The following is a 12,846-nucleotide window of genomic DNA, read 5'->3' as shown; positions in this document are numbered from 1 at the left end:
ACCACCTCTTACTTCTTTATTTCATCTTCTGGCCAGAAGACATAGGGGTTAGCACGTGGACGGTAAACCATTTGTGGTACGGCAGGCAGACCAACTGAAGTGAGGAAATTGGTCATACCCAGACGGTAGATGGTTTCCCCGATTCTCTCACGAGTTTTACCGTTTTCATCCCACCATTCCCAGATACGCTCGATCATATCTTTGAACTCTTGGAAATCACTTTCTGCTTCCATCTTCATGAAGGGTACGATAACCCAACCCATGAAAGCGGATTGAACGATGGTAGATTTTCCACCCAGAAGGATGGTTGCTCCTCTTTCTTTTCCGGGAGCGATGGCTTTGGGCATCCTATTAATGCAATGCATGCAGCGGGTGCACTCTTCAGCAATAACGCTTAATTCTTGAGTCTCAGCATTGAATTTCATAGCTTTTGTTGGGCAACGGTCACATACTACAGCTTGGATATTCAGACCTTCGGCCACATAAGCTTTGACCGCTTCTTGATCGATGGTAAGGGTATCTCTCCAAGTTCCGATGACGGCGCAGTCAGAACGAGCGATAGATGCGGTGCAGTCGTTAGCACAGCCGGAGAATTTAATCTTGAATTTATAGGGCCACATGGGGCGATGCAATTCATCCTGGTACTGGTTGGTGATGTTATAGCAAGCTTCCAAGGTGTCGTAGCAAGCATGTTCACAACGTCCTGGTCCAACGCAGCAGCTGGGAGATCTTAAGTCAGAACCGGAACCACCCAAGTCGAAACCTTCCTCACTCAAATCATCAAAAATGGGTTGAAGTTGGTCAGTGGTTGTCCCAAGTAAGATAGCATCTCCAGTAGCTCCGTGGAAGTTCATGAGTCCGCTTCCGCGTTTTTCCCAGATATCGCAGATTGTGCGAAGGGATTTGGTGTTGTAGAACCAACCGCTTGGGGAATTAATACGTACCGTGTGGAATGCAGCAAGGTTCGGGTACTCTTCTGGCAAATCAGTGTAACGACCGATTACTCCACCACCATAACCTTTAACTCCAACGATACCGCCGTGTTTCCAATGCCCTCTCTTTTCCTCATAGGATCTCTCTAAGAGATGAAGGAGTTCCTTCGAGGCTTCGTTTTTCACGGCAGCCTTTTTGATTTCCGTCACAAAGCTGGGCCATTGTCCTTTTTCTAACTCATCCAGTTGTGGCGTTCTCTTTTCAGCCATGACCTTACCTCCAATTCAAGAATTCTTTTTGTATATTTCTACATCTCCATAATGGATGCAGCCCCAGTTGGGCAAACAGCTACGCAACTTTCACAACCCATACATTCGGTTTCATCGCCGACAACTTCGGTGATTTCCCCGTTGAATTTCAATAGATGTGCCGGGCAAGAATCTGCACAGGCATCGCAGCCGGAACATGAATCGGGATCAATGGTTATGATGAACATCTTCCTTCACCACCTATCTATCTAATCCTTGTGTGAACTTACACTTTCTAAGTCCATTTAACTACGATTCAAGCTTTGTGTAAAATAGAGAATTCCAATCGTGCGATACAAAATACTCATTGTGTATTATTTAGCAATTATATATTCAGGGCAGGCTGCAAGGCCCCCCAGGTAGACATCCCCCCTTCTAGAAAACTGACATCCTGGAACCCCACTCCTTTGAGGAAGCAGGCTGCATCGTATCCGCGAATACCCAGCTCACAGAACGTGACCACTGGGCTGCCCTGGGGTATTTCAGCATATCGTTTCCTTAGTTCCCCTAAAGGTATTACTATGATATGGGAACCTTCCACAGGGTTGGCCTTGGTCTCATCTCCCTCGCGCACATCCACAAAGATGATGGATTCGTCTTTTTTCAAGCGTTCAAGCAGTTCAAAGGGATTCACGGTATCCACAACCCCAAGTTGCTTGTTCTCCAAAGTATTTGCCGCATGAATCAAGACATCAATGGCCGTAGCGAAAGGCGGGGCATAACTCAAATCCAAATTACTGATATCCTTAACCGTTCCATTGAATTTTAAGATGGTTATAAGGACATCCAATCGTTTAATAGCTTCTCCCGTACCGCAGACCTGAGCCCCCAGCAGCCGTCCGCTGGCTCTTTCGGCGATGAGCTTGATGGTCACCGCGCCATGAACGGGATAGTAATGAACCGCGTCAAGACCGGTACTTAGGCTTGTCATCACATCATAGCCCAGCTCCCTGGCCTCTGACTCTCCCAGTCCTGTCCTTCCTACATTGAGCTCGAAGGCCTGAAAGACCGAAGTAGCGCAAATGGCTGGGAACTCTGAAGCCCTTCCGGCAATATTGTCGGCGATAACCCGTCCCTGCTTGTTGGCAGTCGATGCCAAGGGAACAAAGACTCGGTGGCCCGATAACATATTGACCTGCTCGGCACAGTCGCCACCGGCATAGATGCAGGGATCGTCGGTCTGCATAGTTTGGTTCACTTGGATGGCACCCGTTATGCCAAGGGTCAGACCGGCTTGTCGGGCCAGAGTAACCTCCGGTCGCACTCCTACCGCCACAATGACCAACCCGGTCTCGATGGATTCGTTCTCTAAGGTAACTCCATTGACCTTCCCGTCCTCATCTCCGGTCAACGCTTTGACGGGGCAATTCAGTCTTAGATCAATCCCCCGGCTGCGCATCTTGTGTTCGACGAGAAGGGCCATATCCGGGTCAAGAAGTTTGGGAACGACACTGCCTTGACTTTCGCACAGAGTGACTTTTAAGCGCGGTCCGGCAATGGCGTCGGCCACTTCAATGCCAATTAAGCCTGCACCGATGATGGTGGCATGTTGGATCTTCTTTTCTTTAATCAAGGCTTTAATGTTCACCGCATCATCCAAATGATGTACGGTATAGACATTCTGGTGCTGGATTCCAGGAATGGGCGGGACTACTTCTTTAGCCCCTGTGGCCAGAACCAAATAGTCATAGTCCAGATCACTTTCCTCGCCTGTGGCAAGGTTCCGGACCTTGACTTTTTTCTGTTGACGATCGATGGCAAGGGCCTCGGTTTGAGTTAATACGTTGATGCCCTTGGTATCCTCAAAATACTGGGTGTCTCGAATCAGCCCCGCGGAGGTCTTCATAAGGTCTTCTATTTTGGGGACCAGGTTGCCCAAAAACAAGGGCAACCCGCAAGAGCCATAGGAGATGATGTTCCCCTTTTCAATCACGGTTATTTCGGCGTCTATAGAAAGGCGTCGTAAGCGTGCCGCTACCTTAGGGCCGGTAGCAACCCCGCCAATAATCATAACTTTCACTTTACCACCTCATATTCTTACCCCGCTGCGGAGCGGGTACGGCCTACTTTCAAATAAGGCCCGGAAAGCTAGGTCTCCAGGATTTTGCTTTCGGCGTTCACTCTATAAGCTGCGCGGAGCAATCTAATCGCTCAAGACCTCCGCTGCGCCGGGTTCCCGGCTAAATCGGCTCCTGCCTCATAGCCGGTTGGAAACGTCCTGTTTCCAACCCGACTCCGCTGCAGTCTTTTCGCGAAGATTGCTTATCCGCTCGCTTAAATCCGTTCTCTGCCTTAAAGCAAAATCCTTGAGCTGTCTTTCGGGCTTGAGAAAGACCCGCAAGTGTAGCTTTGCGCACAAAAGCGAACGGCTTTTAGCGGAGGGGCGGCCGGGTCAACGAGGATTTCTTAACATAGCGCAGCCACGGTTCACATGCAGAAAGCAGCAGGGTTTGGCTGCGCTGTTAAGAAAGCGAGTTGGCCAGCCCTGGAGCTATGGAGTGAGTGTTGTGCGCAAAGCTACACGACCCGAGCAACACTCTCCCGATACCACCCCGCAGCATTAGTACCTACTCTTCCAGGAACTCAAAGAAAGGAGTCTTCAGATCAGCCATAGCATTGACGACTAATTCGATCAGGCCGCCGTATTGAACATTAAATTTCTCAGTTGCTTCGTAGTACTCCAGGATATCCCGCATGGTTCCTTTACAGTTGGAGCAGGGAGCACAGATGTATTTGACGGTATGGGGATCTTCGATAGTATCCTGAAAAGCGTTAAGGATCTGGGCGAATTTTTTGCGGGCACTGATCTTTTTAAGGAAGTCTCCGAAATTTTGACTATGCATGATCGCAAAACCGCTGCCCCCACCACAACAGTAGTTATCTACCCCATGGGGGGTCATTTCACGGAACTGGGGGGCGAGCTGATGTAAGACTTCGCGTTGCGGCATAACAATCCCCATTTGTCTTACCACGTTGCAAGGGTCATGAAGGGTCACCGGGAAATTGTTCCGGCTGGGGTCAAATTTGATGGCGCCGGATTTGACGATATCCCGCAGTAAGGGGAAGAAACTTTCCACAGGCACCTTATCCGATCCGGGTGCCATTCTATCCGCCGACACGGCTGCTGCTTTATGAGCATGTCCGCATTCACCTTGGACAACCCGCCGTACTCCCAGATCCTTGGCCACTTTCATTTGTGCCAGGGCAATCTTTTTAGCTTGGGCATCATCATACCAAATTCCATAGTTTACGCTGTCATAGCCCATCATTTCACTGCTGATAGTCCAGTCGATCCCCGCGGCTTCAAAGAGAATGGCAAAGGCGATGGGGTTTTCCGGCCATGCTCGGTATTCTCCCGCATTATGCATCAAGAGAATATCGGCACCTTTTTTATCAATGGGGAATTTGATTTTCAAGCCAAACTTTTCTTCGATTTCCTCTTCTAAGAATTCAACGATATCCAAGAAAGCAGGCTTGGTAAGTCCGGTGGAGGAGCCTGTCTTAAGCTGGTTCTCCGTTCCTTTTTTGTGAATCGGGCTGGGGGCAATCCCCATCTCCATGCTGAAAATCTTGCGAATTTCTTTGGCCATGATGCCATTATCTAACCCCAGAGGACAGGTTTGGGCACAGCGACGGCAAAGATTACATCGATAGGCGGATTCGCCGAGACGTGCAATACTTTCCCAAGTTGCCTCGAGGTCGGCACCTACAAGGCCGCCTAAGAGCTTGCCGCTGGTGGTAAAATACTTTTTATAGATTTTGCGCAGAGCTTCTACCCGGAAAATGGGCCGATAAAGTTCATTGTTACCGGACCCTTCATAAATGTGGCAGGCATTGGAGCAGGTATCACATTTAGCACAATACTCAAAGGAAAGCATCAAGGGTTGTCTCATACCATTGTTGGCGTCGGTGAAAAGCTTCTCTAAACCGCTCAAAAACTTACGGACAAACTCCTCTTCTTCTTCTTTGGATTTGGGGCGGGTTAAGGTATCAATACCAACGAAGCCATCCAAGGAAGTACAGTATTTTTCACGCCATGCCGGTTTTACTTCCATGAAATCGGGTTCCATGCCGGGCTTATCGTAAGGACGCGGCAAAGGCATAAGTTCTTCCACTTGGACCAACTGCTCGTCGGGCCGATTTAAATCACTGGGTCTTAGGTCTTTATGATTTATCATTATGTCAAACTCCTCTCCTCGATTTCATTACCCTTACTTAGGGGACTTTTCCGTAGGTGCAGGTGCACCGGCAATATGGGGGGCTGACCATTTATTCTGAGGGCGATATTGAGCAGCCTGTTTTATTTTTTCCTCAACCTTGCTGCCTGCGACATTCGGATCATTATCCCAGATAACCATGTGGAAGCTAAAGAATTTACCCACATAATGGCTCATCTTGCTCATAGGGATGTATATTAGCATAATTCCGGCGAGAATAATGTGAATCGTCAATAAGGGATCCCCATTCAAGGGTTGGAAAGATAGGACATTAGCCATAGCATAGCGAGCATTGCTCATGGTAATATCTGAACTCCAAACCAAAATTCCGGTTAAGGTCACGACGAATAAGAGCAATAGATTGAAATATTCCTGTGGAGTAGTGTATTTCTTGAGGATCGGGTCTACGACTCGGCGCAGCAACAAGCTGATGGCACCAAAGGACGCTAAAAAGAAACCCACCCAGCCAACCAAAGGTGTCACATAGTAAAGGAGTGCGCCCCAAAGGCCGCCATCGGCAGCTACGGTTCCGCCCGCCAACTGTGTTGCAGCCGCAGCCACAAGAATTACTGTCCAAGCGATGATGAAATAAATGCCCAGGTGAAGGGAATAGGATAGCCACCAAAGAGATTTTTGGTTCTGGAAGAGCTTCTTGATGAAAAGAATCTCCTTCAACATGTCGATGAGCTCGGATGCCAGTGAGGTTTCATGAGGCTTAGCCCACCATTCGGCTTGCTCATAATAGGATCCCCCATGCTCATGTCCCTTTTCTTTGGGAACAGGATAGAGATCCAAACGCCCATGCATTGGCATTTTAGTGTACTCATACGCTTTATACGCAGAGATAGCTAAAAATAAAAACATGGCCAGAATCGCATAAAAAACTAGAAACAATGTCTTCTACCCCCTTGATTATAGTAATGATTGTTAATACTATCACTTTTAGTCTAGGTCAGTTTAAAGTCTTTGTAAAATTTGCTTTTGCAATTGTGATAATCAGAATTGTAGATACCTAGTAGGGATCGATACCATAATCCCCATTGGCACCGCCTTCTTCATACCGTATCCGTTTTATTGGTCTTTGCATTAGCCTGTTATCAGCCTTTGCCTACCACTGACCGAAAGGCCTGCTTAGCTTGCAGGCCGGGAAAAAGGTTGTCCTCAATATACTTAAATAGATAGTCTCAATAAACTTTGTGAATTTTCCTCCATAAGTTATCCCTATGTCGTTCATTTTAAATTCATATTTCACATATTTGGTTATAGGTCCTATAATGAAATCAAATAGAACCTTTTTTCACTTTCGCAATCCGCATGTGATTGTGCATGTTTTCCCTATGCTTATTTTGCCTTAATAGTTATATTATGACAGGCACTCTCATCCTTCCATTTATCAGAATTATTAGACATCTGGTGCCGATTTTCATCCCTTGGATGAATACATAATAACTAAGAATATTAAGGGGGTGATTTACAACATCTTTCGATTACTTTCACATTCACAATCCCTTGGCAAAGGAGGAAAGGAGGAGGAACTGAAACTTAAGTAAAATTCGCTAATACGATATTACTTAAATTGTTTCAAACCCGAATTAGGCCCCGATTATCCTCTAAATAATTACCCTACGAAAGTAATAATGCACTATCATTTGATTTTAAAGCACATTTTCAAATGAAAATGCTCACAATTTCAGGGAGGTGGAAAATTTGTCCACAAATACTTACGCAAGAAAAAGAGCACTTCAAAATGAAGACTGGTGGGCAGCCTGGCTAGGGCTATTTATTTTCGGATTAGGTTTAGGACCTTACTTTGGAATGGACCTGTTAGGATGGGTAACAAAAGCAAGCGTATGGATCGAACCAGCAAAAGCTTTTGCTCCTGTATCTAAAGGTACAGGTCTCAATGGTTTCACATCCTTATTGGTGACTTTCTTATTTATTTTAGCTATCACAACATTGGCCGCTAAATTTGTCGGCTCCAATATAAAAAAATACGTCATTGGTTTCTCCATCATTTTCTGGGTAACCATGGGTTGTATCATGTTAGGTAACATTGCCTATATTGGAGCTACACCCGATAAAACTGCCAGCTATGGCATCGGCTGGTCCCTTGGTTTAGGCGAAATGGGTTATATCATCGCCATGGTAGTCGGTCTTATTATTGGTAACTTCTTTATCAAACAAGCCGACTTTTTAAAAGAAGCCGCAAAACCTGAATTATTCATTAAAATCGGTATCGTTGTTCTGGGCGCTTCCATTGCTATTAAAACTCTCGATGCCTTTGGTCTGGCTACAACAATCATCATCCGGGGGCTCTGCGCTGTTGTTGAAGCTTACTTGATCTATTGGCCGGTAGTTTACCTTATCGCTCGTAAGTTCTTCAAATTCACACCGGAATGGGCGGCACCCCTTGCCTCTGGTATCTCTATCTGCGGTGTTTCTGCTGCTATCGCTACCGGTAGTGCTATCCGTGCCCGTCCCGTTATTCCTGTAATCCTTTCCGCAGTTATCATCGTGTTCGTTGCTCTCGAACTCTTACTATTACCTTGGTTAGCACAAGCTTTCCTGTTTAAAGATCCTATGGTCGCTGGTGCTTGGATGGGTCTGGCTGTTAAATCCGACGGTGGTGCTATCGCCAGTGGTGCTATCACCGACTCCTTGATCAGAGGTCGTGCCTTAAGAGAACTGGGCATCAACTGGGAAGAAGGCTGGATCTTGATGGTCGCTACCACCACGAAAGTCTTCATCGACATCTTCATTGGTGTATGGGCCTTCATCCTGGCTATTATCTGGTCCGTATTCCCCATTGATAAAAATGCTGCTACCAATTCCGGCCAAAAGAATAAAGTCAGTGCCAGTGATATCTGGGATCGTTTTCCCAAATTCATCATTGGTTTCGTACTGACCTTCCTTGTCCTGTTCTTAGTTGGTATGAATAATCCTGAGGGCGTAAAAGCATTAAATACGGGTGTCAATGAAGGTAATGCCTTCAGAACCATCTTCTTTGGATTATGTTTCTTCTCCATCGGTTTAGTCACTAACGTTCGTAAGCTCTGGGCAGAAGGAATGGGACGTATCGTGGCAATTTATGGTATTGCTCTCTTTGGTTTCATCCTCTGGTTCGGACTGTTCATCTCCTGGCTCTTCTACCATGGAATTACACCTCCGACGGTTTAATCACTTATAATGTAAGGGGGAATTAAAATGGCAATTAAAACTGAGCAACAAGCGCCTGCTGCTAAGAAGGCTTACGAAGATGAATGGTATGATCTCCTGCCTATCGAAAAGAAACTCATTGGTGGTTCGTTAGGATTAGGGCTTACACTTCTGGTAATCTTCGTGATCATCTTCAAATTCTAGTCTTTACCTAAATCCTAAAATGTCAAAAGGGAGTATCGCAATACTACTTGAGCAAAGTAGTCAGCGATACTCCCTTTATTTTTATTAACCTGAAACTTTTGAGCTATAGACCTTACTTATCCTCAATAGCTAAGCGATGGTATGCTTAAGCTCTTGTAAAGTAAAACTGGTGCCATCGGTTAAGGTGAACCTTTCATTCTCAAAGCACAGAATGAGTTGGTCCAGCAGTTCTTCTTTTCTCGTTGAGAGTAAATCATCTATATACTGATCATCCTCGATATGTCTGATAGCAAGGATTGCAAGTCCTACTTTGGGGATATCCCTTTCTAAGGTTTTCTCTAAATTTCCCCCATCCACTCTGCCAAACATAATGACATCATTATCCATTGAAGATCTTCTAACCATTACATAATATTTGTCCGAATCCCCCATAACATGGAACTTTTCATTCTCAACAGTTATGGCAATATCTCTAAGGGTGTATAAGGTATCCACATCAATGAAATCCCAAGCCGATTCTTGAACTGCCTGCCGGTGATGGCGTATGACCTCTTTGATTGCATAATTAATATCCATTCTTTACTCCTTCCAAATGTTTATTCTTGATATTGATCTCTCAATCACAAGTATACCTTTAATTATAAGGATTTTCCTTAAATTTTACAGCAATAAATACAAATATCCCGTTTATTTTTCGGGAATATACCTGGGACTAAATCGCGCTCTGGACCCCTTGACCAAGATCGCACTCTCTTTCTCTTTCTTTGCCATATTCCATCTGCCACTTGTCCCATAGTGAATCCGTAATGGCTTCCACTACTTCGGGATCGAATTGCGTGCCTTTGTTAGCCATGATCTCCGCTTTGCACTCCGCCCAGGTAAAGGCTTGACGATAAGCCCGATTGGAGGTCATGGCATCAATACTGTCGCACACTCGATTGGAATGACCGCTTGTATAATGGTCCTTTACCTCCAGCGACGCTGTTAAGCAATCAATAATATCATGCAGCATATTATAGTCACTGAACCGTTTTATCAGCCTATAGAACATAGTTTGATCTCCTTACCCGACTAAAGTCCTTTGCCCTCGGAGAAATATCTTCCTTATGATTTATATTGTTAATTATACAGCAAATCATTTTTATTGAGAACAGTTGTCAATTTTAAAAATAGTTTTTTCTAGCACAAAAGGAAGGCTATCCTTAGCCTTCCTTTACTCTAATTATACAATAGTCGTTAAAACTGGTCTATTCGAGGAATAAGTACCTTATATATTTCTGGGGGAATACTGGTGTCCCAATGCCCTGTGAGCTTAGCCGCAGCAACCGCCACAAACCATATCACCACGACTGCTATCGCCCCTCTTTGTGGCGTTATGATCAGGAACTTAAAACGGGATGATGGTGATGGTGATGATATCGAGGAGGTGGTTAATTCCAGTGTTCCTTGAACCGGACAGCTCTTCACACAATTTAAACATCCGGAACATTCAGGCGACCATACCCTTTGGGCTTCCGATACTTTAAGCTGATTGGGGCACGCCACTGTACAGCGTTCACAGGAGATACAAGTGTTGGCATTCCTACGAACCTTCATTGGGCTGAATACTCCAATCAATCCCATAAGGGCACCATAAGGACAGAGATATCGGCACCAGAAATTTTGGCTCACTACCGAAAGCAAAACGAGTAGTACTATGATGCTCATCCCTACTATAGTCAAGTTTTTAAAGAAATCCAGCATGACGACGTCCGAAATCATATTATAAGGTATTTGCAAAAAGGCGTAAGCTGAAGCCCCATCCATTAAGATAAAAATAAAGACAATGAAAAAGGACAGAAGGACGTATTTCAGAGAGCGCAAAGGGTAATCCAGCCACCGGGGAAAGATATAATTTTTGCCGAAGAGCTTTCTTCCCACCATTGCCAGCCCTTCCGATAAAGTGCCAATAGGACAGATCCAGGAGCAAAAGCTTCTTTTCAGCACCAGGGAAATAACCATTGCCAGCAAAAAGATAACCAATCCCTCAGGGTGGATGGTATCAAAAATCCCCGAAACAAGCCAGGATTTTAAAGCTACCAAAGCACTGATAGGCAGAAAGGCCTCCACTCCAGCCGGCCGTGGAACCCATACGGCTGCCTGGGGATCTGCATAAGAATTTACAAAACGTATGAATTGGACACCGATATAGAGAGTCATCGCTGCAAAGAGCAATTGCACCCCTCTTCGCTCCAGGGGGGCTTTATCCTGTTTAGTTGTTTGGGATACGGTTTTTTTTAGTGATTTTAATGAAATTTTCCCTCCCAGGGGGTTAGTATAAAAACAATCTTTTGAGCAAAAGCTTACAGTGAAATTCAGGATGATGGAGCCTCAAAAAAATGCGCAAAATAATGGATCGGGTCAGAAAACCGCAGCCTTTGATAAAAAGCGCCCCTAATGCATCGTCTCAGCAGGAGAGTAACCAGAACACGAAGCCCATAGACAATCCCATAGAGAAGCTGCATGCAGTCGAGGAGCCACAAGATTTCAACTCTATTTCCTTGTCTATCACCCAAAACCTTCAGCGACTTCACCAGACCTTTGAAGAATCTGTCGATGTCACGACCCGCGAATTCGAAGTCGGAACAGAGGCGACTATTCACGCCTTTATTATCTTTATTAACGGGCTTGTGGATCTGGGAGCAGTCAACCTGAACCTCATCAATCCGCTCATGAACCTGGATCGTAACCTGGAAGATATGGATACTATGGCCTTAATCAAAGAGCGTGCTCTTTCCGTAGCCAATGTCAAAGCAACCCATTCCTTTGATGATGTCGTTGATGCCGTATTATCCGGGGATACCGTTCTTTTCATGGATAACTCAAGAACAGCCCTGATCGCCTCCCTAAGAAAATCTGAAAAAAGAACCGTGGATGAGCCGAAGACCGAATCCGTTGTCCGCGGACCACGGGAGGGGTTTGTGGAAAGCCTGGAGACCAATATAGCTTTATTAAGAAAGAAGATGAAAAATCCCGCTCTAAAGTTCTTCACCATAAAAATCGGTCGTGAAACACAAACTGAAGTCTGTGTCGCCTATATCAAGGGCATAGCCAAGGATAAAGTGGTGGAAGAGGTTAAACAACGTCTTCAACGTATCGACACCGATGCCATTTTAGAGTCCGGATATATTGAATCCTTTATTGAGGATGCCCCGCTCTCCTTATTTCCCACCGTTGGCAATACCGAAAAACCCGACATTGTCAGCGCCAAACTTCTTGAAGGACGAGTTGCCATTTTAGTGGATGGAACACCGTTTGTTCTTACTGTTCCCTATTTATTTGTCGAAGGCTTTCAGAACAGCGAAGATTATTATTCGCGACCTTATTACGCCACCTTCATCCGCTGGTTGCGTTGGCTGGGGTTTTTCTTTGCCACCTTCGCCCCTGGGCTTTATGTAGCCATTACCACCTATCATCAGGAATTTTTACCCCCCGCACTGCTGGCAAGTATCGCGGCAGCCCAGGAAGGTACTCCTTTTCCTACGATGGTCGAGGCCCTTCTTATGCAAACCCTTTTTGAAATTTTGCGGGAAGCCGGGGTTCGGCTACCCCGCCCCGTTGGTCCTGCTGTAAGTATCGTTGGAGCCCTCGTCATTGGAGATGCCGCCATCTCCGCTGGGCTTGTCGGCGCACCCATGGTCGTCATCACCGCGTTAACGGCAATTTCTTCCTTTGTCACCCCCTCCTTAACCGATGTCGGGACCCTTTCGCGCTTTTTATTCATCCTTGCTGCCGGAGTATCAGGATTATATGGGGTGATGTTGGCCTTTGTGGGACTGTTGACCCACCAAGTTTCTCTTCGCTCCTTAGGAGCCCCTTATATGTCACCCTTGGCCCCCTCCACAATTTCCGATTTGAAAGATGTCCTGATTCGGGCTCCTCAGTGGTTCACACTTACTCGTCCCCGAGCTATTGGCGTTAACAATCCCAATCGTCAAAAGCCGAACCAAATGCCCTCTCCGCCGGATAATCAGAAAGGAAAGAAGTAG

Annotated in this window: 12 protein-coding genes; 3 read left to right on the top strand and 9 right to left on the bottom strand. The window is 45.8% G+C overall.

Annotation, left to right across the window (positions count from 1 at the left end; all coding sequences use genetic code 11):
• Positions 1-8: 8 nt before the first annotated feature.
• The 6 genes from dsrA to DESDE_RS01270 all read right to left on the bottom strand — a co-directional run bounded on the left by dsrA (position 9) and on the right by DESDE_RS01270 (position 6,352).
• Positions 9-1,202 carry a dissimilatory-type sulfite reductase subunit alpha gene (gene dsrA, locus DESDE_RS01290; RefSeq protein ID WP_014792234.1) on the bottom strand — a complete coding sequence of 398 codons (1,194 nt, stop codon included), beginning with the start codon at positions 1,200-1,202 and terminating at the stop codon, positions 9-11.
• Positions 1,203-1,240: 38 nt separating this feature from the next.
• Positions 1,241-1,429: a 4Fe-4S binding protein gene (locus DESDE_RS01285; RefSeq protein ID WP_014792233.1), complete on the bottom strand. Its 189-nt coding sequence runs from the start codon at positions 1,427-1,429 to the stop codon at positions 1,241-1,243.
• Positions 1,430-1,566: 137 nt separating this feature from the next.
• On the bottom strand, positions 1,567-3,261 hold the full coding sequence (locus DESDE_RS01280; RefSeq protein WP_014792232.1) for an FAD-dependent oxidoreductase: 1,695 nt from the start codon (positions 3,259-3,261) through the stop codon (positions 1,567-1,569).
• A gap of 160 nt (positions 3,262-3,421) precedes the next feature.
• Positions 3,422-3,598 carry a hypothetical protein gene (locus DESDE_RS21755; protein ID WP_158309852.1) on the bottom strand — a complete coding sequence of 59 codons (177 nt, stop codon included), beginning with the start codon at positions 3,596-3,598 and terminating at the stop codon, positions 3,422-3,424.
• A gap of 210 nt (positions 3,599-3,808) precedes the next feature.
• Positions 3,809-5,419, bottom strand: coding sequence for a (Fe-S)-binding protein (locus DESDE_RS01275; protein ID WP_014792231.1), 1,611 nt, complete (start codon positions 5,417-5,419; stop codon positions 3,809-3,811).
• A 33-nt stretch (positions 5,420-5,452) separates the two neighbouring features.
• On the bottom strand, positions 5,453-6,352 hold the full coding sequence (locus DESDE_RS01270) for a respiratory nitrate reductase subunit gamma (RefSeq protein WP_014792230.1): 900 nt from the start codon (positions 6,350-6,352) through the stop codon (positions 5,453-5,455).
• A gap of 813 nt (positions 6,353-7,165) precedes the next feature.
• Between DESDE_RS01270 and DESDE_RS01265 the strand changes: the two genes are divergently transcribed.
• Positions 7,166-8,635, top strand: a complete 1,470-nt coding sequence (locus DESDE_RS01265) for a putative sulfate exporter family transporter (protein WP_014792229.1) — start codon at positions 7,166-7,168, stop codon at positions 8,633-8,635.
• Positions 8,636-8,662: 27 nt separating this feature from the next.
• On the top strand, positions 8,663-8,818 hold the full coding sequence (locus tag DESDE_RS21955; RefSeq protein WP_005810521.1) for a hypothetical protein: 156 nt from the start codon (positions 8,663-8,665) through the stop codon (positions 8,816-8,818).
• A 129-nt stretch (positions 8,819-8,947) separates the two neighbouring features.
• Here DESDE_RS21955 and DESDE_RS01260 read toward each other — a convergent pair whose 3' ends face one another.
• The 3 genes from DESDE_RS01260 to DESDE_RS01250 form a co-directional block, all read right to left on the bottom strand.
• Positions 8,948-9,394 (bottom strand): hypothetical protein, encoded by a 447-nt coding sequence (locus tag DESDE_RS01260; protein ID WP_014792228.1) that lies wholly within the window; start codon positions 9,392-9,394, stop codon positions 8,948-8,950.
• 136 nt (positions 9,395-9,530) lie between these two features.
• Positions 9,531-9,869: a hypothetical protein gene (locus DESDE_RS01255; RefSeq protein WP_014792227.1), complete on the bottom strand. Its 339-nt coding sequence runs from the start codon at positions 9,867-9,869 to the stop codon at positions 9,531-9,533.
• A gap of 185 nt (positions 9,870-10,054) precedes the next feature.
• Positions 10,055-11,032: a 4Fe-4S binding protein gene (locus DESDE_RS01250; protein ID WP_242831302.1), complete on the bottom strand. Its 978-nt coding sequence runs from the start codon at positions 11,030-11,032 to the stop codon at positions 10,055-10,057.
• Positions 11,033-11,196: 164 nt separating this feature from the next.
• Here DESDE_RS01250 and DESDE_RS01245 point away from each other — a divergent pair, with 164 nt between their 5' ends.
• A complete protein-coding gene (locus tag DESDE_RS01245) occupies positions 11,197-12,846 on the top strand; it encodes a spore germination protein (RefSeq protein ID WP_014792225.1) in 1,650 nt (549 codons plus the stop codon).

It is taken from the genome of Desulfitobacterium dehalogenans ATCC 51507, from assembly GCF_000243155.2.
GTDB lineage: Bacteria > Bacillota > Desulfitobacteriia > Desulfitobacteriales > Desulfitobacteriaceae > Desulfitobacterium > Desulfitobacterium dehalogenans.
The sequence above is the reverse complement of the archived record's forward strand: the minus strand, read 5'-3'. Positions and strand labels throughout refer to the sequence as shown.

What these genes read in the sequence shown, in the direction of transcription:
- dsrA (WP_014792234.1), bottom strand. Translation starts at nt 1,202, where the DNA reads ATGGCTGAAAAGAGAACGCCACAACTGGATGAGTTAGAAAAAGGACAA.
- DESDE_RS01285 (WP_014792233.1), bottom strand. Translation starts at nt 1,429, where the DNA reads ATGTTCATCATAACCATTGATCCCGATTCATGTTCCGGCTGCGATGCC.
- DESDE_RS01275 (WP_014792231.1), bottom strand. Translation starts at nt 5,419, where the DNA reads ATGATAAATCATAAAGACCTAAGACCCAGTGATTTAAATCGGCCCGAC.
- DESDE_RS21955 (WP_005810521.1), top strand. Translation starts at nt 8,663, where the DNA reads ATGGCAATTAAAACTGAGCAACAAGCGCCTGCTGCTAAGAAGGCTTAC.
- DESDE_RS01260 (WP_014792228.1), bottom strand. Translation starts at nt 9,394, where the DNA reads ATGGATATTAATTATGCAATCAAAGAGGTCATACGCCATCACCGGCAG.
- DESDE_RS01255 (WP_014792227.1), bottom strand. Translation starts at nt 9,869, where the DNA reads ATGTTCTATAGGCTGATAAAACGGTTCAGTGACTATAATATGCTGCAT.
- DESDE_RS01245 (WP_014792225.1), top strand. Translation starts at nt 11,197, where the DNA reads ATGCGCAAAATAATGGATCGGGTCAGAAAACCGCAGCCTTTGATAAAA.